General features: G+C 68.4%; 21 protein-coding genes. 6 read left to right on the top strand and 15 right to left on the bottom strand.

The features are described 5' to 3' along the window. Nucleotides 1-15 precede the first annotated feature (15 nt). Nucleotides 16-3330: a response regulator gene (locus tag MLE27_RS11105; protein WP_243312140.1), complete on the top strand. Its 3315-nt coding sequence runs from the start codon at nt 16-18 to the stop codon at nt 3328-3330. Nucleotides 3331-3349: 19 nt separating this feature from the next. On the opposite strand, the gene MLE27_RS11100 is transcribed toward MLE27_RS11105, so the two are convergent. From MLE27_RS11100 to MLE27_RS11060, 9 genes are all read right to left on the bottom strand, one after another. Next, nucleotides 3350-3934, bottom strand: coding sequence for a response regulator (locus MLE27_RS11100; RefSeq protein ID WP_243312139.1), 585 nt, complete (start codon nt 3932-3934; stop codon nt 3350-3352). 24 nt (nt 3935-3958) lie between these two features. Continuing rightward, nucleotides 3959-4819, bottom strand: coding sequence for a flagellar motor stator protein MotA (motA, locus tag MLE27_RS11095; protein ID WP_243312138.1), 861 nt, complete (start codon nt 4817-4819; stop codon nt 3959-3961). A gap of 19 nt (nt 4820-4838) precedes the next feature. Beyond that, nucleotides 4839-5858: a flagellar motor protein MotB gene (locus tag MLE27_RS11090; protein WP_243312137.1), complete on the bottom strand. Its 1020-nt coding sequence runs from the start codon at nt 5856-5858 to the stop codon at nt 4839-4841. A gap of 198 nt (nt 5859-6056) precedes the next feature. Further along, nucleotides 6057-6326, bottom strand: coding sequence for a 50S ribosomal protein L27 (rpmA, locus tag MLE27_RS11085; protein WP_243312136.1), 270 nt, complete (start codon nt 6324-6326; stop codon nt 6057-6059). Between the two features lie 10 nt (nt 6327-6336). Beyond that, a complete protein-coding gene (gene rplU / locus MLE27_RS11080; protein WP_243312135.1) occupies nt 6337-6648 on the bottom strand; it encodes a 50S ribosomal protein L21 in 312 nt (103 codons plus the stop codon). Nucleotides 6649-6704: 56 nt separating this feature from the next. Then, nucleotides 6705-7454, bottom strand: coding sequence for a ComF family protein (locus MLE27_RS18185; RefSeq protein WP_243312134.1), 750 nt, complete (start codon nt 7452-7454; stop codon nt 6705-6707). Continuing rightward, nucleotides 7451-8074 carry a flavodoxin family protein gene (locus MLE27_RS11070; protein ID WP_243312133.1) on the bottom strand — a complete coding sequence of 208 codons (624 nt, stop codon included), beginning with the start codon at nt 8072-8074 and terminating at the stop codon, nt 7451-7453. Before MLE27_RS11070 ends, MLE27_RS18185 begins: the two co-directional genes overlap by 4 nt. A gap of 6 nt (nt 8075-8080) precedes the next feature. After that, a complete protein-coding gene (locus MLE27_RS11065) occupies nt 8081-8707 on the bottom strand; it encodes an MBL fold metallo-hydrolase (RefSeq protein ID WP_243312132.1) in 627 nt (208 codons plus the stop codon). Nucleotides 8708-8715: 8 nt separating this feature from the next. Further along, nucleotides 8716-9234 carry a nitroreductase family protein gene (locus MLE27_RS11060; protein WP_243312131.1) on the bottom strand — a complete coding sequence of 173 codons (519 nt, stop codon included), beginning with the start codon at nt 9232-9234 and terminating at the stop codon, nt 8716-8718. Nucleotides 9235-9351: 117 nt separating this feature from the next. Here MLE27_RS11060 and MLE27_RS17985 point away from each other — a divergent pair, with 117 nt between their 5' ends. From MLE27_RS17985 to MLE27_RS11030, 4 genes are all read left to right on the top strand, one after another. Then, nucleotides 9352-11769, top strand: coding sequence for a diguanylate cyclase domain-containing protein (locus tag MLE27_RS17985; RefSeq protein WP_279355791.1), 2418 nt, complete (start codon nt 9352-9354; stop codon nt 11767-11769). Nucleotides 11770-11774: 5 nt separating this feature from the next. Then, a complete protein-coding gene (locus MLE27_RS11040) occupies nt 11775-12140 on the top strand; it encodes a cupin domain-containing protein (protein ID WP_243312161.1) in 366 nt (121 codons plus the stop codon). Between the two features lie 145 nt (nt 12141-12285). After that, entirely contained in the window at nt 12286-12540 is a 255-nt protein-coding gene (locus tag MLE27_RS11035; protein ID WP_243312130.1) for a type II toxin-antitoxin system Phd/YefM family antitoxin, read from the top strand. Further along, a complete protein-coding gene (locus MLE27_RS11030; RefSeq protein WP_243312129.1) occupies nt 12537-12797 on the top strand; it encodes a Txe/YoeB family addiction module toxin in 261 nt (86 codons plus the stop codon). Before MLE27_RS11035 ends, MLE27_RS11030 begins: the two co-directional genes overlap by 4 nt. Nucleotides 12798-12970: 173 nt before the next feature. Here the strand turns inward: MLE27_RS11030 and MLE27_RS11025 are convergent, their stop codons facing one another. Beyond that, a complete protein-coding gene (locus tag MLE27_RS11025) occupies nt 12971-15439 on the bottom strand; it encodes a heavy metal translocating P-type ATPase (protein WP_243312128.1) in 2469 nt (822 codons plus the stop codon). 33 nt (nt 15440-15472) lie between these two features. Further along, nucleotides 15473-15775: a metal-sensitive transcriptional regulator gene (locus tag MLE27_RS11020; RefSeq protein ID WP_243312127.1), complete on the bottom strand. Its 303-nt coding sequence runs from the start codon at nt 15773-15775 to the stop codon at nt 15473-15475. Between the two features lie 190 nt (nt 15776-15965). Between MLE27_RS11020 and MLE27_RS11015 the strand changes: the two genes are divergently transcribed. After that, entirely contained in the window at nt 15966-16814 is an 849-nt protein-coding gene (locus tag MLE27_RS11015) for a sirohydrochlorin cobaltochelatase (protein ID WP_243312126.1), read from the top strand. 24 nt (nt 16815-16838) lie between these two features. On the opposite strand, the gene MLE27_RS11010 is transcribed toward MLE27_RS11015, so the two are convergent. From MLE27_RS11010 to glgP, 4 genes are all read right to left on the bottom strand, one after another. After that, entirely contained in the window at nt 16839-17921 is a 1083-nt protein-coding gene (locus MLE27_RS11010) for an HD-GYP domain-containing protein (RefSeq protein WP_243312125.1), read from the bottom strand. Nucleotides 17922-17958: 37 nt separating this feature from the next. Beyond that, nucleotides 17959-20307 (bottom strand): ATP-binding protein, encoded by a 2349-nt coding sequence (locus MLE27_RS11005; protein ID WP_243312124.1) that lies wholly within the window; start codon nt 20305-20307, stop codon nt 17959-17961. 67 nt (nt 20308-20374) lie between these two features. Continuing rightward, nucleotides 20375-21457, bottom strand: a complete 1083-nt coding sequence (corA, locus tag MLE27_RS11000; protein ID WP_243312123.1) for a magnesium/cobalt transporter CorA — start codon at nt 21455-21457, stop codon at nt 20375-20377. 105 nt (nt 21458-21562) lie between these two features. After that, entirely contained in the window at nt 21563-24136 is a 2574-nt protein-coding gene (glgP, locus tag MLE27_RS10995) for an alpha-glucan family phosphorylase (protein WP_243312122.1), read from the bottom strand. Nucleotides 24137-24271 lie beyond the last annotated feature (135 nt).

Here is a 24271-nt window from a genome sequence, read left to right as displayed (position 1 = left end):
CTTGGAGGGCCTCCGATGAGGGTCTCGCTCCACGGCAAGGTGTTTCTGCTGGTCACGGCGCTCACGGCCGTCACCGTGGCCGTTGCTTTGGCCGTTACCGGCTACTCCCTCAAGACGCGCCTCGTGGAGGACCAGGAGGTCGGCGCCGCCGCGAAGCTCAAGGTCTCCTCCCTGTTCATCTCCGAACGCGACGCCAACGTGAAGGAGCGCATCCGCGACACCCTGAAGGACCAGCGCCAGGCCCTCAGGCGCCATCTGAGCCTCGTCATGTCCAGCCTGCAGCAGGAGGACGAGGAGCTGCGCGCCGGCATCATCACCCCCCAGCAGGCCCACGAGGCCGCCCTGGCCCAGGCGGCCACGGCCAGCGCCGTCTCCGGCCTGACCGTCTTCATCTCCGACCGCGACGGCAAGGGCCTGGCCCACTCGGACAACACACTCGTCGGGAAGGACTGGTCCGGCGTCAAGGGCGGAAGCGACGCCGACCAGAAGCCCTACCAGGCGGCGCTGCTCGAGCGGGACGGGACGGGCTCGCTGCTGCTGTGGTGGCCCACCGCCGACCCGGCGGCCCCGGACAAGCACCTGGCCTGCGTGGAGGTGTTCGAGCCCTGGGGCTGGCACGTGGGCGTGAGCCTGCCCTACGACCAGTTGGAGGCGCGCTTCCAGGACTACCGCAGCACCATGGTCCACGACATCGTGGACACGCTTTCCCTGGTGCAGCAGGGCCGCACCGGGCGCATTTGCCTGATGGACGCGAAGGGCTCCTTCCTGCTGGTTCCGCCCAAGCCCCTGCGCGAGGCCATGACGGCCGTGATGGCCCAGTTCAGGGAAGTCACCTCCGGCCCGGACTCTCCGGCCCACCTGCACTGGAGCGACGGCGGGCAGGACTACACGGCCTTCGTCATCCACCTACCCCAGCTGCAGTGGCGGCTCGGGCTCGTCATGGATAACGGCGAACTCAAGGACACGGCCCTGGCCCTGGCCCGCGACCAGATAATGGCCATCGCCGGCCTGTTCCTGGCGGGCATGCTCATGGCCTGGGGCGCGGCCCGCTGGATTGCCCGGCCCATCAACGACCTGGCCGGGTGCGTGGGCTCCTTCAAGCCCCGCCCGGGCGGCCTGGAGCCCACCCGGCTCGCCCTGGTGGACCTGGCCCGCAAGCACCCGGGAGAAATAGGCGACCTGGCCCGCACCTGGGCCCGCACCGTCGAGGCGCTGGACAAGGGCCTCTCGGAGCTGCACGCGGCCTGGGCCGCCCAGGACGACGCCGCGCGGCAACTGGCCTCCTCCCGGGCGGAACTGCTGGAGCTCAACCGCGAGCTGGAGGAGCGCGTTCAACTGCGCACCGCGGCCCTCGAGGCCGCCAACTCCAAGCTGCGCGGCAGCGAGCTGCGCTACCGCAGCCTTTTCATGAGCTCGCCCATCGCCTTCCTGGACTGCGACTTCTCCGCCCTGGCCGACCTCTCGCGCACTCCCGAGATGGCCGCCCTGGAGGATTACTCCAAGCTCATGGAATCAAACCCCGATCTCTCAGCCGAATGCGCCCGCCTGACCCGCGTGCTGGACGCCAACCCTGCCGCCCTGGAGCTTCTGGGCGCAAACAACCGCTACGAGCTGCTGCAAAGCCTGCACACCATCAACCTGCCCGGGGGCGGACAATTCTTCGCGGCCCTGTTCTCTGGCCTGCGCTCGGGCGCGGGCTGCTTCAGCCTGGAGACCTCCTTCACCAACCTCATGGGGGAGGAGCGCCACGCCATGGCCGACGCCCGCCCCATGCCCGGCTTCGAGCGCAACTTCCGGCACGTGCTCATCTCGGTGATGGACATCACCCAGCGCAAGCTGGACGAGAGCCGGCTGCTCGCCGCCCACGAGCAGGCCCAGGCCTCCAGCAGGGCCAAGAGCGACTTCCTGGCCAACATGAGCCACGAGATCCGCACCCCCATCAGCGCCATCCTGGGCCTGGCCGACCTTTCCCAGCGCCAGGGCGACCAGGCCAAGACGGCCCGCCACCTGCGCATGATCGCGGACAGCGCCAAGACCCTGCTGGCCATCATCGGCGACGTGCTGGACCTTTCCCGCGTGGAGGCAGGCAAGCTCACCCTGGAGAGCGTTCCCTTCAACCCCTGCGAGACCCTGGAGCGCGTGCTGGAGACCTTCCGCGGCCCCTGCCGCGACAAGGGCCTGGCCCTGGACGTGACCCTGGCGCAGGACATTCCGGCCCAGCTCGTCGGCGACCATGTGCGTCTGGGGCAGGTGGTCTCCAACCTGCTGGGCAACGCCCTGAAATTCACCGCCGAGGGACACATCGGGCTCAGGGCCGGCGTGTTGCGCACGACCGATGCCTATGTCGAGTTGCAGATCTGCGTGGAGGACACGGGCATCGGCATCCCCCCCAACCAGTTGGAGAGCGTCTTCGACAGCTTCAGGCAGGTGGACTCCACCCTCTCCAAGCGGTTCCAGGGCGCGGGGCTTGGGCTGGCCATCTGCAGGGAGCTCACCGCGCTGATGGGCGGCAGGATCTGGGCCCAGAGCGCGCCCGGCGCGGGAAGCACCTTCTGCTTCACGGCCCGCTTCGGCCTGCCGGGGCAAAGCCAGCAGGACCTGGCCCCCCAGATTGCGGACACGGGGCCTGGGCAGCGCAGCCTGAGCATCCTGGTGGTGGAGGACAACCCCATGAACCTGCATGTGTTCCAGGAGTTCCTGGCCTCCCTTGGGCACCGGGTGGCCGCCGCAGAGGACGGCGTGGCCGCGTTGGACGCCCTGCGCCGGGAAAGCTTCGACCTGGTGTTCATGGACGTGCAGATGCCGAGGATGGACGGCCTGGAGGCCGTGCGCCGCATCCGCGCCGGCGAATGCGGCGAGAACGTGGCGCAGATGCCGGTGATCGCGCTGACCGCCTACGCCATGCGGGGCGACAGGGAACGCTTCATCGACGCGGGCATGACCGACTACCTGGCCAAGCCCGTGCCTCTGGGCGTTCTGCAGGAGCTGGTGGAGCGCTACAGCCGCAAGGCCGCCGGGTGCGGAGGGAAGGCGGCCGACCAGCCCGCCGATCAGTTTCACCCCTTGATGAAGGATATCCTGGTGTTTCTGAGGGAGCGCGCGGAGACTGCCCGGCGGATGCTCGCCGTGGGCGATTTCGATGGTGCGGCTCAGGTCGGGCACGACATGAAGGGCACATCCATGACCTTCGGCGTGGACGAGGTCAACCAGCTCGGCGTCCGCCTGGAGCGCGCCGCCCATGAACGGAACGTGGATGAAGCCCTGATGGCCGTCCTGGAGCTCTACGACATCCTGAAGAAGCTCGAAGCCCAGGACCGCGAGGGGCGCTGAGCAGCCCCGGCCTCCTGCTTCAGTCCCGCGGTTCGCGCAGCAGCCGCAACACCCCGCCTATCAGCTCAGCGGTTCCCGCCTGGCCCAGGCCCAGGAGCGACCCGGCTTCGGCCTCGCTCATGCCCTGGGCCATGAACTCCAGCAGGTCGCGTTGCGGCTCGCTCAATGGCCGCGCCCCGCCGTCCAGGGCCCCGAGCAGGGCCGCAGCGCCGCTGCCCCCCAGGCAGGGCTGGCCCGCGGCCGCGCGCTCCAGGGCACGGCAGAGTTCGGCCTTGGTGATGTCTTTGAGGAGGTATCCGTCCGCGCCCGCGCCGTAGGTCCGCACGATGAGCGCGGGATCGTCGTGGGCGGTGAGAGCCAGGACGGCCGTGCCGGGCGAGGCCCGCTTGATGCGGGCGAGGGCCTCGGGGCCGTCCAGCACCGGCATGGAAAGGTCCATGAGCACCACGTCCGGCTCGAGCTCTCCGGCCAGGCGCACCGCCTCGGCCCCGTCCCCTGCCTCGGCCAGCAGCCTGGCGCCCGGGCAGGAGGCAAGCATGACGGCGATGGCCGCCCGCAGGATGGCCACGTCCTCGGCCAGCAGAACCCGTATTTCCCCGGACATGATCCCCCGGTATGGAACAGCTCGCTATTTGCCCTTGGAGGCTTTCACGGCCTCCTCCAGCTCGGCGAAGCTGGGGCGGTGGTGGTTGGGTATGGCCCGCCGGCCGGCCTCGAGGGCCACCGGGGGAGGGTTGCCGCCCACGAAGGCGCCCAGGGCGCACTTGACCACGATCAGGCAGTGCTCGCCGTCCTTGGCCTTGCATTCCATGTTGGCGGCGATGGGGCCGATGATGCCGTAGCACATCAGAACGCCCAGGAAGGTACCCACCAGGGCCGCGCCGATGTGGTGGCCGATGACCTCGGGGGGCTCGCTGATGAAGCCCATGGTGATGACGACGCCGAGAACCGCCGCCACGATGCCCAGGCCCGGCAGGGCGTCGGCCATCTTGGTCACCGCGCCGGAGGGGGCCACGGCCTCGTGGCTGTAGGCCTCGATGTCGGCCTCCATGATGTTCTCGAACTCGTGCTGCTCGATGTTCACGGTGGAGAACACGCGCATGGTGTCGCAGACGAAATCCACGATGAACTTGTTGGATTTGTTCTTGAGGAAGCCGCTGAAGATCTGGCTGGATTCCGGGCCTTCGATGTCCTTCTCGATGGCCACCAGGCCTTCGCGCCGGATCTTCATGAACAGCATGGAGAGCATGATGAGCATGTCCAGGAAGAAGGCCTTGCTGCACTTGGAGGAGCCGAAGGCCCCGCCGATGCCCTTGAGCGCGCCGATGACCACTTCCTTGGGGGAGCCGAGGACCATGGAGCCGAAGGCCGCGCCGAAGATGATCACCAGCTCGGCGGGCTGCCAGAGCACGCCGAAGTTTCCCTTCTCCAGCGTGTAGCCCAGGATGACCGAGCCAAGGACCATGACTATGCCGATGATGGCGAACATGACGCTTCAGTATCCTCGTTCAGGGTTTGCCCTTGATTTGCTCGTCGTATAGCCTTTCGATCTGCTGGTCCAGAATTTCCCTTTTTTCCCGGGGGATGGGCGATTCCGGGGGCGGCGGAGGGGCTTCGGGCTCCACGAACATGTTGCCCGGGCCCTTCTTGGCCTTGGCGTCGCCAGCCTGGCCCGGGCCGGAGCCTGAACCGGCGCCGCCCTGGCCCTGCGCCCCGGCCTCGGAACTCTTCTTGGCGTTGGGCACTTCCAGCACCAGGCGGATGCGCCGGTTCTTGGGGTCGTACACGTTGGCCGGGACCATGGGCCGCGTGGCCGCGAACCCGGCCACCATGCCCACGGCCTCGCCCGAGACGCCCGCCTTCTCCAGCACGCGGCGCGCGCCCGAGGCCCGCTCGGTGGAGAGCTCCCAGTTGGTGAAGCGGTCGCCCGCGTAGGTGTAGGCGTCGGTGTGGCCCTCGATGGTCAGCGCGCCCTTTCCGGCCTGGGCCAGCTTGGGGGCCACGGCCTCCAGCACGCGCCTGGCGTCGGGGGTCAGGTCGGCCTTGCCCAGGGCGAACAGGGGCTTGCCCTTTGCGTCCTCGGAAAGCTCGAAGATCACCTTGTCGGCCTCGGTCTTCACCGTGACCTGCTGCTTGAGGTCGGGCGTCTTGGTCTCCACGGCCTCCTTGAGGGCCTCGGCCATCTTCTCGGCCTCGGTCTTCTCCTTGGCGGCCCCGGCGGGGCTCTCGCTGATGGGCTGGACGATGGCCGGCGGGTTGTTCTCCTTCTGGATCTGGGAGATGTCGGTGGCCGGGATCAGGCTCGGCTGCGCGCCGTTGTCGAACAGGCTGAAGGACTGGAAATACTGCGCCACCTGCTCGCGCTTCTCCTGCGGCAGGGAGTTGACCAGCCACATGACCAGGAAGAAGGCCATCATGGCGGTGACGAAGTCGGCATAGGCCACCTTCCAGCTGCCGCCGTGGTGGCCGCCGTGCCCGCCCTTCTTCACCTTCTTGATGATGACTTTCTTGTGTTCCTTGTCCGCCATGGCGCTCCCTTCCGGGGGGAATTCAATGCAATTTCAGGGCCAACAGGCTCGGAGCGTACCTGATCGGACCCCAACGTTCAAGAATCGGCCGGAGCGCATCCGGCATGGAGGCGGGACAACGCAGAAAGGCGACCCGATGGGTCGCCTGTTCTGTGAACAATCTGTCTCCGCCCCGCGCTGGGAGCGGGATCGTCCTGGCTAGGCCGCGGCCGGAACCACGCACACCCGCGTCTTGACCTTGCGGTTGCGGATGTACTTTTCGTAGCTGACCACGCCGTCCACCAGGGCGAACAGGGTGAAATCCTTGCCCAGGCCGACGTTGGTGCCGGGGTGGAACTTGGTGCCCAGCTGGCGCACCAGGATGTTGCCGGCCTTGACGACCTGGCCGCCGTAGCGCTTCACGCCGCGGCGTTGACCGGCGCTGTCGCGGCCGTTGCGGGAACTGCCGCCTGCTTTTTTATGAGCCATGGTGTTCCTCCTAGGCCTGGATCGAGGTGATCTTCAGGGTCGTGAGATCCTGACGATGACCGGTCTTCTTGTGGGAGTCGTTGCGACGCCACTTGTGGAACACGATCACCTTGGGGCCGCGCAGATGCTCGACAACCTCGCAAGTGACCTTGGCGCCTTCCACATAGGGAGCGCCGACCTTCAGGCCGCCTTCCTCACCGACCAGCAGCACCTTTTCCAGGGCCACCTGGGAACCGGCATCAGCCGTGAGCTTCTCAACGGTGATCTTGGCGCCCTCAACGACGCGGTATTGCTTACCGCCAGTCTCAATAATAGCGTACATGGTAGATAGACCTCCGCAAACGGGGAAGCCGTACTTACGGAGACAGCCCCGAAATGTCAACCCCCGATTTTTTCATCCCTCGCCAGAACCAGTATCTCAACCCTGGCGCAACCCGCGCCGCGCAGGGCTTTGGCCGCCGCTTCCAGGGTGGAGCCCGTGGTCATCACATCGTCCACAAGCAGCGCGCGCCGCCCCGCAACCAGCGCCGGGTCCGCCTCGAATGCCCCTTTGAGGTTCACGGCGCGCTCCCTGGCCCCGAGCCTGCTCTGCGGCCCCGTGGCCCTGACCTTGCTCAGGGTCGCCGCCGGGGCGGGCACGCCCAGAACGCGGGCCAGGCCCTTGGCCAGCTCGAAGCTCTGGTTGAAACCGCGCGTCACCAGCCTGCGCCAGTGCACGGGCACCGCGCAGACCAGCTCCGGCCCGCGCGGGTCCATCCCTCCGGGGCGCTGGCGGTGCAGCTCGTAGGCCTGATGCAGAAGCCCCGTGAGCAACGCCTGGCCCGAGTGGCTGCCCCCGAACTTGAAGCGCAGCAGGCACTCCCGCAGCGCGCCCCCGTAGACCCCGTAAAATCCCAGCGCGTCCCATGGGCGGGGGGTTTCCCGGCAGCGCGGGCACAGGGTGGGCTCCTGATCGGGGATGGGCGTCAGTTCGCCGCAGCCGGGGCAGTACCCTTTGGCGCGCGGCGTCAACAATCCGGCGCAGCGGGCGCAGAGCCCTTCGCGCTCCTGGGCCGCCAGGCAGCAGGGGCAGCGCCACCCGGCCAGGGCGCGCGCGGCCCCGAGCATCCGGGCGGCGAGGGCCTTCACGCTGCCGGGCCCGCACCCAGGCCGGCGCCGACAACGGCCCTGCGGGCGAAATCCAGCACTTGGCCGCAGGCCCCGGCATCGCCGCACAGGTCGTCCGGGCCGTCCAGGCCCATGAGCGTCAGCGGCTCGCCCAGGCGCACGTTGAAGGTGCGCAGGAAATACTTGAGCGTGAGCAGCGCCCCGTCGAAGAGCTTCTCCCCGCGCGGCCGCCCGGCCACCAGGCAGGCGTGGGCCGTGCGCGGCGGCAGGGACCGCAGGGCCGGATCGCCCGCGGCCCAGGCCTCGTAGTGCCGCTGGGAGCGGTCGATGAAGCCCTTGAACTGCCCCGGCAGGTGATAGAAATAGATGGGCGAGGCGAAAAACAGCAGCGGTGCGGACTTGATGCGCCCGAACACCTCTTCCGCCCCGTCCTGGTCCATGAGCGGACAGGCGTACCCCGCGTCGCGGGAGCAGCCCTGGCAGCCCACGCAGGGCAGCGGCCCCGCGTCGCGCAGGTGCAGCAGGCGCGCCGGAACCCCGGCCTCCGCCAGCCCCTGGGCCAGCAGTTCCGCCATGCGGTCGCTGTTGCCCCCGGGCCGGGGGCCGCAGGCCAGGACGAGCGCTTCGGCCGGGGGAACCATCGCGGCCTACCTGGCGAAGTCGCTGAAATAGGGGTTGTGCAGGCGCTCGTCGTCCACCGTGGTCTCGGGGCCGTGGCCCGGATAGAGCACCGTGCTGCCCGGCATGGTGAAGACCTTGCGGCGCACGCTGTCCACCAGCACGTCGTGGCTGCCGCCGGGGAAATCCGAGCGGCCAACGGAGCGGTAGAACACCAGGTCCCCCACGAAGGCCACGCCCGCCGCCGGGAAGTGGAAGGTGAGGCTGCCCGGGGCGTGGCCCGGGGTCGCCAGGGCCTTGCAGACCTGGCCCAGGGCCTCGAACTCGCCCTCGGCGATGGTCTCGTAGCTGTAGTCGCGCACGGGGGGCAGGCCCATGAAGCCGCCGCGCCCCAGTTCGGTGCGCATGAGCTCGTCGCTGCCAGCACCCGCCAGCACCTTGGCCCCGGTGGCTTCATGCAGCGCCCCCACCCCGTAGGTGTGGTCGAAATGCACGTGCGTGAGCAGGATGTGCGTGAGCGTGAGCTTGTTGCGGGCCAGGCTGGCCAGCATGGGCTTTGGGTCGCCGCCCACGTCGATGGCCACGGCCAGGGAGCCCTCGTGGGCCAGGTAGCTGTTGGTCTCCAGGGGGCCGATGGCGAACGTCTCGATTTTCATGAATATCCTTAGGGGAGAGGCTCCAGCAGGAGCTGCTCCAGGGGTTTGCGGTCGGAGGAGCCCTTCTGGTCCGGCCAGCCCGCGGCCAGCACGGCCATGAGCTCCAGGCGCTGCCCGTCAAGGCCCAGGGCCTCGGTGACGCGGGGCTCCTGGTTGATGATCTCGCCCAGCCAGACCGCGCCCAGGCCCTGGGCGTGGGCCGCCAGGAGCATGTTCTGCAGGCAGGCCCCGACGCCCTGCAGGTCCTTGGCGCGGTTGTAGACGATCTCGCGGTCCATAAAGACGCAGAACAGCGCGGCGGCCTGGCGCACGATGTGGGAATACTTGGTGAGCCCGGCCAGGGCCTCCTGCCGGGGGTCTCCGGCCTGCACCACGAGGAAGCGCCAGGGCTGGTTGTTGAGCCCGCTGGGGGCCCAGCGCCCTGCCTCCAGCACGGCCAGCAGGACGTCCCTCGGCACGGCTTCGGCCTTGTAGCGCCGGATGCTGCGACGGCCGCGGATGGCTTCGAGTACGGGATTGTGTTCCATGGCGTATGCTCCGCCCTGCCGTATAGCCCATGGCCCGGCACCGGGCAAGCCGTCCCGCCGCCATGTCCGCCTTCTCCCGCTGCCCGCGCTTGTCACCGGCCGGGCGGCCCTATATGTATGCCCATGCGCCAGAACATCCCCGCTCAGCCCCTCGCGGGCGTCCGTCTCACCCGGCAGGACCTCATCGGCAGCGAACACGCCCTCAAGGACGCCCTCCAGGCCTTCGTGGGGTTCAAGTCCTACAGCCTGTACTTCCCGCCGCCGGGGTCCGGCTCCGGCCCCGCCGAGCCGGAATTCCTGCGGGGTGAGCAGAAGCTCCTGCTGCCGCTCACGCACGAAGGCGAGCTGATGGGCATGTTCATGGCCAGGGGCGTGAAGCCGCAGCCCTCCAAGGGGGCGCTCTCCGTGCTCAACCAGGCGGCCTCGCTCTGCCTGGAGAATCTCCGGCTGGCCAAGGCCTGCCGCACGGACGGCGTCACCGGCCTGGCCAACCGCCAGCACCTGACCCAGGCCCTGGAGCGCGAGATCGAGCTGGTGCAGGCCTGCATCCTGCCCGGCTCGGCCAGCTGCCTGGAGGCCGGGCCCGGCGAGGCGCGCGGCGGTTTCGGCCTGGTGCTCTTCGACGTGGACTTCTTCACCTGGGTCAACCAGGGCTTCGGCCATCTCTTCGGCGAGAAGCTGCTGGCCTCCGTGGGCAAGCTGCTCACGGCCGCCGCTCCGGGCGACAGCCTCTGCGCCCGCCTGGGCGAGGACGTGTTCGCCGTCCTGCTGCCCGGCGGCACCCCGGCCCGCTGCCAGGAACTGGCCGAGAACTTCCGCGCCGCAGTGGCCGAGGAGGTCTTCGAATACCCGGTCAACGGCGAGCGCATCCGCCTGACCGTGAGCGCGGGCTTCGCCCTCTACCCGCAGGACCTGCACGGCGGACAGTTGGCCGCGCCCACCGGCGAGGCCGCGCGCATCCTGATCCAGAAGGCCCGCAAGACCCTGGCCTGCGCCAAGGACCTGGGCCGCAACCAGGTCATCAGCTTCGCCCGGCTGCTGCGCGAGGGCGGACAGGTGCTGGAGCGCCTGCCCCTGGGCCGCCTGGCCGTGAGCCTGGGCCGCGCCGTGGACGCCAAGGAGGGCCAGCGCTTCCTGGTGTGGTCCCCGCGCTTCGAGGGCGCGCACCAGCTGGCCCGCTCCGGCGAGACGCGGGTCTCCGGGCGCTACCCGGCCATGGTCAAGGGCGAGATCATCCTCATGGAGACCCAGGAGGACGTCTCCTTCGCGGAGGTGCTGCACCTGACCGACGCCTCCTGGCCCATCGAGCCCGGCGACCGGCTGCTCATGGCCCAGGAGGGCGAGGAGCGCTTCGCCGCCGAGGACCAGCCCCCGGCCCAGCCCCAGCGCGACATGGTCAGCGGCCTGCTGGGCCACCGCGACTTCATCCGCCACATCGCCCAGGCCCGCGAATCCCAGAGCATATTCAGCCTGGCCCTGGTGCGCCTGCCCGAACCCGGCAAGGAGCGCGCCTTGGCGGGCTCCTCCCCGGCGGAGGCCCGCGTGCAGGAGGTCACGGCCCTGTGCCGCGAGTGCTTCGGCCAGCAGATGCAGGGCGGGCGCTTCTCCACCGGCAGCCTCATCCTCTACCTGCCCGGGGTGGACCCCCTGGAGCTGCGCCCCCGCTTCGCCGCCTTCATGGAGGCCGCCAGGGAGCGCCTGGGCCTGCAGTTGGCCGTTGGCCTGGCGGGCTATCCCTTCCTGAACTTCGGCAAGGCCGACGTGCTGGAGAACTGCCGCAAGGCCCTGGACCACTCCCTGCTCTTGCCCGGGCGGGACAAGCTGGCCGTGTTCGACACCATCTCGCTGACCATCAGCGCGGACAGGCTCTTCACCCTGGGCGACATCTACGGCGCGGTGGAGGAGTACAAGCTGGCCCTGCTGGCCGACGAGGAGAACCGCCTGGCCCGCAACTCCCTTGGCATCTGCCTGGCCAGGCTCGGGCGCATGGCCCAGGCCAAGGCCGAGTTCGAGCGCGTGCTCGCCAAGGAGCCGCGCAACGCCATGGCCCTGTACAACCTGGGCCACGCCTGCCACCGCCTGGGCGAGGTGGCCCAGGCCCGCAAGTGCTTCCAGCGCTGCCTGAAGCTCAACCCCGGCGACGTGTACAGCCTGCTGCGTCTGGGCCGCATGGCCGAGGAGTCCGGCAAGCTGGCCAACGCCCGCAAATACTACGAGAAGGTGAACGCCCTGCCCGGCGGCAAGGGCCTGGCCATGCGCCACCTGGCCCGCGTGGCCCTGGCCCTTGGCCGCACCGAGCAGGGCCGCGAGTACCTGCATCAGGCCCTGCTGCACGACCCCAAGGACGCCTTCTCCATGAACCTGCTGGCCAAGCTCTACCTGGACGCCGGGGAGGACCCGGCCATCGCCGAGGCCCTGGCGAGGCAGAGCGCGGCCCTGCGCCCGGAGCAGAAGCAGTTCTGGAAGGAGCTGGCCAGGGCGCTGGAGAAGCAGGGCAAGAAGGAAGAGGCCCAGCAGGCGCTGGGCAGGGGGTAGCGGCGATGAAGGCGCTGGATTTGAAAGCGGCGGCCGCGTCCATCGACGCGCTATGGTCGCCCCGTGTGGCCGCGCAGGTCAACGACACCTACGTGAAGCTGGCCCGCATCCAGGGCGATTTCGTCTGGCACGCCCACGAGCACGAGGACGAGATGTTCGTAGTGCTCAAGGGGAGGCTGTGCATCCGCTTCCGCGACGGAGACGTCTGGCTGGAGGAAGGCCAGGCCCTGGCCATCCCGCGCGGCGTGGAGCACTGCCCCCACGCCCCGGAAGAGGTGCACATCATGCTCGTGGAGCCGGCGGCCACGGTGAACACCGGGGACGCCCAGGGGGACGAGAGGAAGCAGGACGCGCCGATCTGGCTGGAGTAGGTTTCAGAAGAAGACGCCTCCGGCGGCAAAAGGGAGTTCCTCCCTTTTGAATCCCTTCTCCGCTTCGCGCCCGGCAGGGCGAGACTTTCGGCCCCTTGACAGTTGTACAGGAATTCGTACAACTTCATTTCAGCCGGAGGACACAATGGACGCCATCACCTACAGCACCGCGCGCGAAAAACTCGCCGAGACAATGGACAAGGTCTGCGACCGGCACGAGCCCGTGATCATCACCCGACGCAAGGCCGGGGCCGTGGTCATGCTCAGCCTGGACGACTGGAACGCCATCGAGGAGACCGCCTACCTGATGCGCAGCCCGGCCAACGCAGCACGCCTGCGCGCCAGCATGGCGCGCGAGGCCGCCGGAGAGTTCCAGGCCAGGGAGCTGATCGAGGAATGAGCCTCGCCGTGGCCTGGACCCCGGAAGCCTGGGAGGACTACCTCCACTGGCAGGCCACGGACAAAGCCATGCTCCGCAGGATCAACAGGCTCATCAAGGATATTCAGCGCTCCCCCTTCGAGGGGCTGGGCAAGCCCGAGCAGCTCCGCTTCGACCTCGCAGGCCGCTGGTCCCGCCGGATCGACGCCGAACACCGCCTCGTCTACAGCGTGACCCAGGACATGGTCATCGTCCTGGCCTGCCGCTACCACTACTGATTTCCCGTCTTTTCCCAACAAACTACAGTAGGACCGCTTGGCCGTTGGGGCTGCCTGCCCGGCGTGGCGGGCGAGATCCCGCGCTGGCGCTTCGCCAGAGGGCCGCAGGCCCGGCAGCTGGGATTACGGCCGCCGCGCCGGGCAGGCGGCCCCGACGGCCGATGCAGCGGCCCCTACCCCTTCCAGAAGCGCAGCCTGAGCGCATTCGACACCACCGACACCGAACTCATGGCCATGGCCGCGCCCGCGATCATGGGCGAGAGCGTCGGCCCGCCGAAGGCGTGCAGCACCCCCGCCGCCACCGGGATGCCCAGCACGTTGTAGGCGAAGGCCCAGAACAGGTTCTGGCGGATGTTGCGCACGGTGGCCCGCGACAATCCGATGGCCGTGAGCACCCCGCGCAGGTCGCCGCGCATGAGCACCACGTCCCCGGTCTCGATGGCCACGTCGATGCCCGTCCCCATGGAGACGCCCACGTCCGCCCTGGCCAGGGCCGGAGCGTCGTTGATGCCGTCGCCCACCATGGCCACCTTGAGGCCCTGGGCCTGCAACTCCGCCACGCGCGCGGCCTTGCCCTCGGGCGGCACCTCGGCGGCCACCTCCTCCACGCCTGCCTGTGCGGCCACGGCGTCTGCGGTGCGCTGGTTGTCGCCGGTGAGCATGATAACCCGCACGTTCATCTCCCGCAGGCGGCGCACAGTCTCCGGGGTTTCGGGGCGCACGGCGTCCGCCACGGCCAGGATGCCCAGCAGCTTCCCAGCCTCGGCCACGAACAGCGGGGTCTTGGCCTCGGCCGAGAGCCGCTCGCCTTCGGCAAGCATGGCGGGCGGGATATCCACGCCCTGCTCCGCCAGCCAGCCGGGCCGCCCGGCCAGCACCGGCCTGCCGCCGACGCTACCGGCCACGCCGCTGCCGGGCATGGCCTTCGCGTCGGTGGCGAAAGGCAGCTCCAACCCGCGCGCCTGCGCGGCCTGAACCACGGCCAACCCCAGCGGGTGGGCCGAGAGGGCCTCCACCGCCGCTGCGTGGGCCAGCAGGATTTCGGCGGCTATGCCGGGCGCGGGCAGCACGTCGGTGAGCACGGGCTTGCCCAGGGTCAGGGTGCCGGTCTTGTCCATGACCACGGCCCCCACCTCGCTGGCGGCCTGCAGGGCCTGCCCGCTCTTGATGAGCACTCCCAGGCGCGCGCCCCGGCCCGTGCCCACCATGATGGAGGTGGGCGTGGCCAGGCCCATGGCGCAGGGGCAGGCGATGACCATCACGCTCACGAAGATGCGCAGGGAGAAGGCCCAGCCCTCCCCGGCCAGGAGCCAGGCCAACCCGGCCAGCACGGCCAGAGCCATGACGATGGGCACGAAATAGAGGCTCACCGTGTCCGCCAGGCTGGCGATGGGCGCCTTGGAGCCCTGGGCGTCGCGCACCAGGGCGATGATCCTGGCCAGCATGGTGTCTCGGCCCACCTTCAGGGCGCGCATGGTCAGCGCGCCCAGGGCGTTCATGGTCCCCGCGGCCAGCTGGTCCCCGGGCTTCTTGGCCACGGGCGCGCTCTCGCCGGTGAGCATGGACTCGTCCACCTCGGAGGCCCCCTCGACCACCTCGCCGTCCACGGGCACGCGCTCCCCGGGGCGCACCAACAGCGTGTCGCCGGGGCGCACCTGCTTCACAGGTACGGAAGTCTGCGATCCGTCCGCCCCGATGCGGGTGGCCGTCTCCGGGGCCAGACGCATGAGCGCGCGCACGGCCTCGGCCGTCTTGGAGCGTGAGCGGGCCTCGAAATACTTGCCCAGGGAGATGAGCGCCACGATCACCGCGGCGGACTCGTAATAGAGCCCGTGCACGGCGTGGTGCGGGTCGATGCCCAGGACGATCTCCACGGTGCTCCAGAGCGAGGCCAGAAAGGCCGCGCCCGTGCCCAGGGCGATAAGCGAGTCCATGGTGGGTACGCCGCGCAGCAGGGCCGGGATGCCGTCCAGGTAGAAGCGCCGCCCAAGCCACAGGAGCGGGGCCGTGAGCGCCAACTGCAGGAGCGCATAGGCCGCCGGGGAGTGCTCCGGGGCCAGGAAGCCGGGCAGGGCCATCCCCAGCATGGGCCCCATGGCCACCAGCAGTTCGAGCCCCCCCAGCAGAAGCTGGGGGACCAGGGCGCGGCGCTGGGCCTCCAGCCGTTCGGCCTGGGCCTTCTGCTGGCCCTCGAAGACGGAATCGTCCTCCTCGGCCAGGGGCGTGGCGCTGAAGCCCAGCTCCGCGATCTTGGCGGTGACGATATCCAGGGATGGCCCTGAGGGGGAAAGTTCAAGCTCGCCCGTCTCCGTGGCCAGGTTCACGCGGATGGCGTCCACGCCCTCCATGCCGCCGATCACCTTCTCGATGCGGCTGGAGCAGGAGGCGCAGTGCATCCCGCCGATGGCCAGGTGAATGGCGGCGGCAGGCCTGGGCAGGGTCAGGCCGAAGCCCAGCTCGGCCACGCGGGCGGCCAGGGCCTCCAGGGAGGTCCGGGCCGGGTCCCACTGGACGTCCAGGGTTTCGGCGGCCAGGTTCACCACGGCGGATTCCACGCCGGGCATCTGGGACAGAACGCGCTCGATGCGGCCCGAGCAGGCCGCGCAGTGCATGCCCGTCACGGGCAGGGTGCGTTTTTCCATCTGGGTGGACCTTGTATATGATTGTGCTCCCGCTCACTTCAGGAAGCGGGACAACGCGGTTTTGAATTCCGCCAGCATCTCCTGCTGCGTCATGGGCCGGGCGGCCTCATGCTCGGAGGCGGTGCCGTGCCCGAGCACGCACGTTTCCAGGTGCCTGCCGAGCAGCTCCACGCCCAGCGCGTCCAGGGCGGAGCGCACGGCGGCGATCTGGTTGAGAATATCCACGCAGTAGCGTTTTTCATCCAGCATGCGCTGGATGCCAGCCACCTGGCCCGCGATACGCTTGACTCGGGCCGACATCTTCTTGTCGGAAGCACAATGCGATGCGCATTCCATGCGCCACCCCCTTACCTGCGAATACCCCTACGGGGTATACAAATACCCCCTGAGGGTATCCTGTCAAGAGGGTGGAATGAAAGACGGCGCGGGCAGCGCGCTAAACCGGCGGGAAAGCCTCGCTCCTGAGGGGATTGCCTCCCCGGGCATTGGCTCCCGGGGGGAAGTCTGCTACAGGCACTCACCCGCCATGAACGAACACCCGTCGCTGTGCATACTGGCCGCCCACGGCTCCTCTCATCCGAGCGCCCGCGCCGCCCTGGAGGCCTTCGCCGCCCGCGTGGGGCGCGAGTTCCCAGCGCGCAGGGTGCTGCTGGCCTACACGGCCTCCCCCCGCGCGGGAAACCACCCCGCTGCCAGGGGCGCTCAAGGCCAGCCACTTGAGGAGATGCTTCCTGGGCTCTACGCCCAGGCCAGGCTCGGGCCTCTGCGCGTGGCCGTGCAGTCACTGCATGTGATCGCCGGGGAGGAGTTCGGGCGGATGTGCCGGAGCCTGGAGGATCTCGCGGGCTGCTGCGGGGCCGAGGTGGCCATCGGCGGGCCGCTGCTCGACTCCCCGCTGGACGCGCCCGACGTGGCCATGGCCCTGCGCGAAAGCCTCGCCCAGGACCCGCCCGCTCCCAGCGAGGCCGTGGTGCTCATGGGCCACGGAACCACCCACGCCGCCCAGTCGCTGTACAGGCACCTGGCCCAGGCCCTGCGCCTGAGCCTGCCCGGCGCGCGCCTGGGCGTGCTGGAGGCCGCCGACGAACATGACCCGCTGAACATCCGGGCCATCGCCTCGGGCCTTGCCGCCTCCGGGGTGCGCAAGGCGCTGTTGATGCCGCTCTTGACCGTTGCCGGCAGGCACGCCCACAAGGACCTCGCCGGGGACCAGCCCGGCTCCTGGAAATCCGTGCTTGCGGCCCACGGCATCGAGAGCCGCGCCGACCTTGCCGGACTCGTGGAGCGCGAGCCCTTCGCCGCCCGCCTGGTGCGCCGCCTGCGCGCCCTGACCGGCGGAGGCCAGGGGGAGACCCCCTGGCGCGCGCGGGCGTAACGCCGCCCAGCCGGTTGCCCCTTCTCAGTCCGCGTATTTCCGCCTGATCTCCGCCACCTCGTCGTAATGGCGCTCGAACGCTTCCACCACCGCCGGATCGAAGTACTTGCCGCTTGCCCCTATGATCTTGGCCTTGCACACGTCCTCGGGGATGGCCTTCTTGTAGGGGCGCATGCTGCCAAGGGCGTCGTAGACGTCCACCACGGAGACGATGCGCGCCTCCAGCGGAATCTCGTCGCCCCTGAGCCCGTGGGGGTAGCCCAGGCCGTCCCAGCGCTCGTGGTGGCACAGGGCGATGCGCTGGGCCATGGAGATCAGGTCGTCCTGGCCTTCCAGCAGGTTGAGCAGGTCCAGGGTGCAGCCGGGCTTGGCGTCCTCGGGGTTGAAATGCAGCATCTCGCAGCCCAGGATGGTGTGGCGCTTCATCACCTCCCACTCCTCGTCGGAGAGGGGGCCGGGTTTGAGCAGGATATGGTCCGGGATGGAGATCTTGCCGATGTCGTGCATGGGCGCGGCCAGGCGGATCAGGCGCCTGAAGTCCTGGTCGAGGCCCATGTGCGTGGCCAGTATCCTGGCGATCTCGCCCACGCGGATGACATGGTGCCCCGTGTCGTTGTCGCGGAACTCGGCGGCCTTGCCCAGGCAGTGGATCACGCGCTCGTTGGCGATTTCGAGCTGCATGGTGCGCTGGCGGACCATCTCCTCCAGGTGTTCCTGGTAGGCCCTGTTCTCGGCCAGCAGCCTGGCCTTCTCTTCCACGGAGGAGATGGAGTGCAGCAGCACGTCGAAATTGAGGATGGGCTTCGAGATGAAGTCCCAGGCTCCGGCCCTGATGGCGGCCATGGCGTCGGAGAGCACCCCCACGCCCGAGAGCACCACCGTGGGCAGGCCGGGGCGGCTCTCCCGCACTTTGGACAGGAAGGTGTAGCCGTCCATCACCGGCATGTTCAGGTCCACCAGGGCCACGCCGATGTCGTCGCGGGCCTGCAGCAGGTCCAGGGCTTCCTGCCCGTTGGCGGCCAGGAGCACTTCCCGGTCGCAGTCCTCCAGAAAGTCGCGGACGCTGTTGCGGATCGCCGAATCATCGTCGATGACCAGGATTTTCATCCTGCCCTCCTGGGTTCAATGTGTATCCCGGTACGGCTTACGCTTCGGCGGCTCCCTGCTGGCGGCCGCGGGGGAACTTTGGCAGGGCCACCATGAAGCGCGCGCCCTTGCCCGGCACGGATTCCACGCTCATACGCCCCCCATGGTTGCGGGCCACGATGAAGTAGGAGACAGAAAGCCCCAGCCCTGTGCCCTTGCCCGGCTTCTTTGTGGTGAAGAAGGGCTCGAAGATGTGCTTCTGCACGCTCTCCGGGATGCCGGGGCCGTTGTCCGCGAACTCCACGTAGCAGGTGTCCTGGTCTTCGCGCACGGTCATGGTCAGGGTGGGGACGTAGTCCTTGGCCTCCAACGTGCCCATGGCCTGCACCCCGTTCTTGATGAGGTTCAGGAACACCTGCCCGATCTGGCTGCGGGAGCAGTGCGCCGTCACCGGGCCGGGCCCGTGGTCGAAAATCAGGCGCACCTTCTTCATGTCGTAGTTGCTTTCCAGGTCGAAATCGCTCTGGGCGATGCCCACGATGTTGCCCAGCAGGCTCACAAGGTCGCAGGGCTCCAGGCCCTCGCCGTCCTTGCGCGAGAAGTCCAGCGTGTTTCGGACGATCTCCGCCGCGCGGGCTCCGGCCTCCTTGATGTCCTTGAGGGCCACGGCCACGCCGCGCCGCTCCAGGTAGCAGTCCAGGGCGGGCAGCGGCAGGCCGCACTCGCTGGCAGCCTGCCCGTTCTTGGCGAAGACGGGAGAAAGCCTGCGCTCCACGTTCTGCACGGACTGCAGGATGATGCCCAGGGGGTTGTTGATCTCGTGGGCCATGCCGGCGGCCAGCCCCCCCAGGGACATGATCTTCTCGTTGTGGATCATCAGCTCTTCCAGGCGCACCTGCCTGCTCACGTCGTCGACGCGCAGCACCACCTCGCGGGCCTCGCCCTCCTCCACCGCGTACATGGAGATGCTCAGGAACCTGTGCTCCTCGCCCTGGAGAAAATCGGCGCGCTCGATGTGCTGCGACTGGCTGGCAAGCTGTTGCGCGTCCGTGCCCTCCACCTGCTCCGCCAGCCAGGGGAAGGCCTCGCGCAGGGGCAGGCCCAGGGCCCGCGCCTCGGGCACGCCGCTGAGCAGCGCGGCCTCCCTGTTCCAACTGCTTACGAGCCCCTTCTGATCCACGGCGATGATGGCCGAGGGCATGGCCTCCAGCAGGGCGTGGAGCTTGTTCTTGCTGCGGGCCAGTTCGCCCTGCATGCGCAGATGCCGGGCCCGGGCCACGTGCAGAATGACGATGTAGCTGAAGAGGAAGGCCAGCAGCATGAGCACGGCCACGATCTGCCAGCGGTAGGTCAGCCAGGCGGAGGGCTCGCGGTATTCCACCCGGCTGCCCTTGGGCAGCCGGGATTCCTCAATGCCCCAGCGTCTGAGCTGACGCCAGTCATAGAGATTCTCGGTGTTGTCCGCGGCGAGCACCCCGTCCTGGGGTTTGCCGGAAAGGATTTCCCCCACCACGCGGGCAGCCGCGGCCCCGGCGGTCCGGTTGCTGATGACGTAGCCCCCCACGCCCCCCACGCCCACGAAAGTGTCCTGGGTGACGAACAGCGGAACCCCTGCCTCGCTTGCGATGCGGTGGAACACGGTGAGCGGGTGGAATGCGGCACCCGCGCCGTCCTGGAAGTAGGAGTGGAACAGTATGGCCGAGTTGGGACGAAGGCGGGCCAGGAATTCTATGGTTTCGACCAGCCTGCGGTTGTCGACGAACTCCACGGAGCAGTCCGGGGTCCCCTTGCCGAGCGCCGCCTTCCATGCCTCCGCCAGCCGCAGCTCGGCGGGGGAGGCGCCGATCACCACCGCGATGTTGCGCACCAGGGGCCGAAGGCGCTGGATGGACTGCACGGCCCGGGCAGGGTCGAAGCTGGTGGCCAGCACCGTGACTCCGGGGGGCAGGTTCTCCGGCGCCCTGCCCATGGTGGCCCCGGCCACCACCAGCGGCTTGCCGGGGAACATTTCAGCCCCGTTGGCCAGCATGAACGCTGCGCCGGTGCCCCCGAAGGAGATCACGACGTCGGGCGGGGTGTAGCGGTACTTGGCGGCGAGGAAGCGCTTGAGGTCGGTGGAGTAGTCGGAATCCCGGGCGTTGCGGCCCATGGCCAGGTATTCGATGGAGAAGTCCGGGCGCAGCCCGTATTGCTCGGCGAGGGTCGTTTTGATGCTGGCCAGGAAGTTGGGATAGGCGAGATACTCGGGGGTCTCGGCGAAAGCGACCAGCACGCGTTTGGCCGGAGCTGGCTGGTCCGCGGGCGGATCCTGCCCGGCGCTGGCCGGCTGCGCCCATGGGCCGCACAGGGCCACGGCGAGCACCAGGGCCGTAAGCCCCCGGGATGCTGCATGGCGACGGAAATTCATGCATCCAGGGTAGCCGAGAAGCCCCATTGGTGACAATCGCTTTAACGCGGGCCGCCGCCGCTGGCTCCTATCTCGAACGTTTCCCGATCCAGCCCTTGCGCCTGAAGAGCAGGAGCATGCTCACGCCTATGGTGGCCATGAGCGCGAGCACGGCGAAGTAGCCGTATTCCCACTCCAGCTCGGGCATGAACTTGAAGTTCATGCCGTAGAGCCCGGCGATGAAGGTGAGCGGGATGAAGAAGCTGGAGAACATGGTCAGCACCTTCATGATCTCGTTCATCTTCAGGCTGATGTTGGAGAGGTAGAGCTCCACCATGCCGGAGAGCATGTCCCGGAAGGTCTCCACCGTGTCCATCACCTGTATGGTGTGGTCGTAGAGGTCGCGCAGGTAGAAGATGGTGTTGTCCGAGATGAGCTCGTTGCCGCCCTTCTCCAGCTTGGCCACCACCTCGCGCAGGGGGAAGATGTACTTGCGCAGGAACAGGGCTTCGCGCCGCAGGCCGTGCAGGGCCTCCAGGTGCTCTGGCTTGGGCGCGGAGAGCAGCATCTCCTCGATGTCCTCGATCTCCTCGCCCATGCGCTCCAGCACCACGAAGTAGTTGTCCACCACGGCGTCCATCAGGGCGTAGAGCAGGTAGTCCGCCCCCATGCTGCAGACCCGGCCCTTGCGGCCCATGATGCGCTTGCGCACCTCGCCGAAGACGTCGCCGTTGGCGTGCTCCTGGAAGGTGAGCAGGTAGTGGCTGCCCAGGATGAAGCTGACCTGCTCGTCCTCGACCTTGCGCGTCTTCTCGTTGAAACTGAGCATCTTGATGATGACGAACAGGGAGTCCCCAAGCTCCTCCATCTTGGGGCGCTGGCCGGTGTGCACGATGTCCTCCACCACCAGGGGGTGGATCTTGAACACCTCGGCCGCCTCGCTCACCACGGCGGGGTCGTGCAGGCCGTCGATATTGATCCAACTGACGCCCGGCCCCTCGCTGAAGCAGGCGCACTCGCGCAGGTGCTCCGGGTGGACGGACTCCACCCCGGAGGCGTCGTAGGTTATCATCTGGAGGGTGACGGGCGTGCTGCGCTCGACGCCGACGTATTCCGGGGTGCCCGGGGCGCGGCCTGCGGTCCTGCTGCGGCGGCGAAGTTGTTCGAACATCGGGGGACTCCTTATTCTCGCGCCGCTCTAAACGAAAACGGCGCGGGGCCACAAGCCCCGCGCCTCAGCATTGCCGGATCGTCATGTTTGGCGGGTTTCCGCCCCCTACCCCTGCTCCGCCCACTTGATGAGCCCGAGCGAGTGGCTGTCCAACAGCAGCGGGTGGTGCGGCAGGATGCGCACGGTGAAGCCGAACCTGCCGGCCTCCACGGGCATCACCTCGCCCCTGAACACCTGCCAGCCGTCCTGCGTGGAGTCGCTGGGCTGCATGATGGTGGTTTCGCGCTGGGTGAACTTGCCCTCGTAGTCCACGGGGCCGGAGTACACCTCCACGCGCACGTCCTGCGGGCGGATGCCGTTCAGGCTGATCTCCGCGGTGACCACGATGGGCTCGCCCACGAACACCTGCCCCGGGTCCGTGGCCTGGACGTTGCGCACGTTCAGGCTGGACCACTTGGTCATCATCTCCATGCGCCACTGGGCCAGGTCCTTGGCGGCGGCGAACTCGGCCTTGACCAGGCGGTTGTAGTTCTCGATGGCCGGGCCGTAGGCCACGCGGGCGTAGTCCTCCACCATGCGGTGGGAGGTGAACACCGGGCCCAGGGTCTTGAGGGACTCCTTCATCTTGCGGATCCAGCCGCGCGGCAGGTTGCCGTGGCCCCGCTCGTAGAAGGTGGGGACGATCTCGTTCTCCAGGGCATTGTAGAGCATCTGGGATTCGACGAAATCCTGGTACTGCACGTCTTCGTACTCCTCGCCCAGGCCGATGGCCCAGCCAAGGGAGTTGTCGGGCTTCCAGGCCTCGGCCCACCAGCCGTCCAGGGTGGAGAAGTTGAGCACGCCGTTGCACATGGCCTTCATGCCCGAGGTGCCGCAGGCCTCCAGGGGGCGGCGCGGGGTGTTCATCCACACGTCGCAGCCGTGGTACATGTAGGAGGCGATCTCCATGTCGTAGTCTTCCAGGAAGACCATGCTGTAGCGGCACTCGGCGGTTTCGCAGAGCTGCACAAGCTGCTGGATGAGCTTCTTGCCCTCGTTGTCGTGGGGGTGGGCCTTGCCCGCGAAGATGAACTGCAGGGGCCTGGACGAGTCGGAGATGAGCTTCACCAGCCGCTCCTGGTCGGAGAGCAGCAGCGTGGCGCGCTTGTAGGTGGCGAAGCGCCGGGCGAAGCCGATGGTCAGGGCCTGGGGGTCCAGCACCTCCTCGGCGATCTGGAGCTCCTTGCGCTTGGCCCCGCGCGCCAGCAGCTGGTCGTGCAGGCGGCGGCGCACGAAGTCGATCAGGCGCTCGCGCAGGCGCTCGTGGGTGCGCCACAGCTCCGCGTCGGAGATGGCCTCGGTCTGCTCGAACACGCGGGGGCAGTCCGGGTCCTCGCGCCAGTTGGGGCCCATGTAGCGGTCGAAGAGCAGGGCCAGGTCCGGGGCGACCCAGGTGGGCACGTGCACGCCGTTGGTCACCGCGCCGATGGGCACGTCCTCCACGGGGTACTGCGGCCAGACCCGCTTCCACATGTTGCGCGACACGAACCCGTGCAGGATGGACACGCCGTTGTTGATGCGCGAGAGCCGAAGCGCCAGCACCGTCATGCAGAAGGGCTCGGCGTCGTTGCGGGGGTCTTCGCGGCCCAGGGCCAGGAACACCTTCCAGGCCAGGCCCAGCTTGCGGGCGTAGTCCTCGAAGTAGGGCTGCATGAGGTCGGGCGGGAAGCGGTCGTTGCCCGCCGGGACCGGGGTGTGCGTGGTGAAGATGGAGGAGGAGGCCACCAGCTCGGCCGCGGCCTCGAAGGTCAGCCCGGCGTTCTCCATGAAGCGGCGGATGCGCTCCAGGCCCGCGAAGGCGGAGTGGCCCTCGTTCATGTGGATCACCTTGGGCTTGAAGCCCAGGGCGTCCAGGGTCTTGATGCCGCCGATGCCCAGCAGGATCTCCTGCCAGAGGCGCATCTCCAGGTTGCCGCCGTAGAGCCTGGTGGTGATCTGCTTGAACTGGGGCTGGTTCTCCTGGATGTTGGTGTCCAGCAGGTAGAGGCTGATGCGCCCCACCGCCACCCGCCAGACCTGGGCGAACACGCGGTCGCCCTTGAGGTCGACCGAGATGAGCAGGCGCTTGCCGTCCGCGTCCAGGCAGGGGGTCATGGGCATCTGCTCGAAGTCGTAGACGGGGTAGCGCTCCTGCTGCCAGCCGTCGGGCGTGAGGTACTGGCGGAAGTAGCCCTGCTGGTAGGCGATGCCGATGGCCACCAGGGGCAGGCTCAGGTCCGACGCGGACTTCAGGTGGTCGCCCGCCAGGATGCCCAGGCCGCCGGAGTAGATGGGCAGCCCCTTGGAGATGCCGTACTCCAGGCTGAAGTAGGCGATGACCGGCTCCTTGTTCTCCCCCTCGGGGAAGGGGATGGAGATGGTGGCCTTGGAGAGGTACGTCTCCAGGTTGCGCCTGAGTTCCGTGAGCCTGTCCAGGAAGAACTGGTCCGTGGCCAGGTTCTCCAGGGTGCGCTGGGGCAGCCTGTTGAGGAAGGCCACGGGGTTCAGCTCGCACTCGCGCCAGAGTTTCTGGTCCACCTGGGCGAACAACTCGGCGATCTCGTTGTTCCACGAGTACCAGAGGTTGTAGGCCAACTCCCAGAGCGGTTTGAGCCTGGGCGGCAACTTGGGGACAACGCTGTAGACGCGCAGTGGTTGCATGGCTGTCCTTATGATGAAAAGATTAAGCCTCGACACCATGCCAAGGCTTTTGTGAAATGGCAAGGCGCAGGTGCAGGGCCTTGCCCGGGCTTCATTTTTTCCTTTTGCTGCGGACCCAAAAGCGCTAGTGCAGGG

It is taken from the genome of Fundidesulfovibrio agrisoli, from assembly GCF_022808715.1.
Classification (GTDB): domain Bacteria; phylum Desulfobacterota; class Desulfovibrionia; order Desulfovibrionales; family Desulfovibrionaceae; genus Fundidesulfovibrio; species Fundidesulfovibrio agrisoli.
The sequence above is the reverse complement of the archived record's forward strand: the minus strand, read 5'-3'. Positions and strand labels throughout refer to the sequence as shown.

Excerpts from the sequence above, each read along its gene's own strand:
- motA (WP_243312138.1), bottom strand. The coding sequence starts at position 4,819 with ATGTTCGCCATCATCGGCATAGTCATGGTCCTTGGCTCGGTCATCCTG.
- rpmA (WP_243312136.1), bottom strand. The coding sequence starts at position 6,326 with ATGGCTCATAAAAAAGCAGGCGGCAGTTCCCGCAACGGCCGCGACAGC.
- MLE27_RS11030 (WP_243312129.1), top strand. The coding sequence starts at position 12,537 with ATGAGCCTCGCCGTGGCCTGGACCCCGGAAGCCTGGGAGGACTACCTC.
- MLE27_RS11105 (WP_243312140.1), top strand. The coding sequence starts at position 16 with ATGAGGGTCTCGCTCCACGGCAAGGTGTTTCTGCTGGTCACGGCGCTC.
- MLE27_RS11070 (WP_243312133.1), bottom strand. The coding sequence starts at position 8,074 with ATGGTTCCCCCGGCCGAAGCGCTCGTCCTGGCCTGCGGCCCCCGGCCC.
- MLE27_RS11010 (WP_243312125.1), bottom strand. The coding sequence starts at position 17,921 with ATGAAAATCCTGGTCATCGACGATGATTCGGCGATCCGCAACAGCGTC.
- MLE27_RS11020 (WP_243312127.1), bottom strand. The coding sequence starts at position 15,775 with ATGGAATGCGCATCGCATTGTGCTTCCGACAAGAAGATGTCGGCCCGA.
- MLE27_RS11065 (WP_243312132.1), bottom strand. The coding sequence starts at position 8,707 with ATGAAAATCGAGACGTTCGCCATCGGCCCCCTGGAGACCAACAGCTAC.
- rplU (WP_243312135.1), bottom strand. The coding sequence starts at position 6,648 with ATGTACGCTATTATTGAGACTGGCGGTAAGCAATACCGCGTCGTTGAG.
- MLE27_RS11025 (WP_243312128.1), bottom strand. The coding sequence starts at position 15,439 with ATGGAAAAACGCACCCTGCCCGTGACGGGCATGCACTGCGCGGCCTGC.
- MLE27_RS11060 (WP_243312131.1), bottom strand. The coding sequence starts at position 9,234 with ATGGAACACAATCCCGTACTCGAAGCCATCCGCGGCCGTCGCAGCATC.
- glgP (WP_243312122.1), bottom strand. The coding sequence starts at position 24,136 with ATGCAACCACTGCGCGTCTACAGCGTTGTCCCCAAGTTGCCGCCCAGG.
- MLE27_RS11015 (WP_243312126.1), top strand. The coding sequence starts at position 15,966 with ATGAACGAACACCCGTCGCTGTGCATACTGGCCGCCCACGGCTCCTCT.
- MLE27_RS11040 (WP_243312161.1), top strand. The coding sequence starts at position 11,775 with ATGAAGGCGCTGGATTTGAAAGCGGCGGCCGCGTCCATCGACGCGCTA.
- MLE27_RS11100 (WP_243312139.1), bottom strand. The coding sequence starts at position 3,934 with ATGTCCGGGGAAATACGGGTTCTGCTGGCCGAGGACGTGGCCATCCTG.
- corA (WP_243312123.1), bottom strand. The coding sequence starts at position 21,457 with ATGTTCGAACAACTTCGCCGCCGCAGCAGGACCGCAGGCCGCGCCCCG.
- MLE27_RS11090 (WP_243312137.1), bottom strand. The coding sequence starts at position 5,858 with ATGGCGGACAAGGAACACAAGAAAGTCATCATCAAGAAGGTGAAGAAG.
- MLE27_RS17985 (WP_279355791.1), top strand. The coding sequence starts at position 9,352 with ATGCCCATGCGCCAGAACATCCCCGCTCAGCCCCTCGCGGGCGTCCGT.
- MLE27_RS11005 (WP_243312124.1), bottom strand. The coding sequence starts at position 20,307 with ATGAATTTCCGTCGCCATGCAGCATCCCGGGGGCTTACGGCCCTGGTG.
- MLE27_RS11035 (WP_243312130.1), top strand. The coding sequence starts at position 12,286 with ATGGACGCCATCACCTACAGCACCGCGCGCGAAAAACTCGCCGAGACA.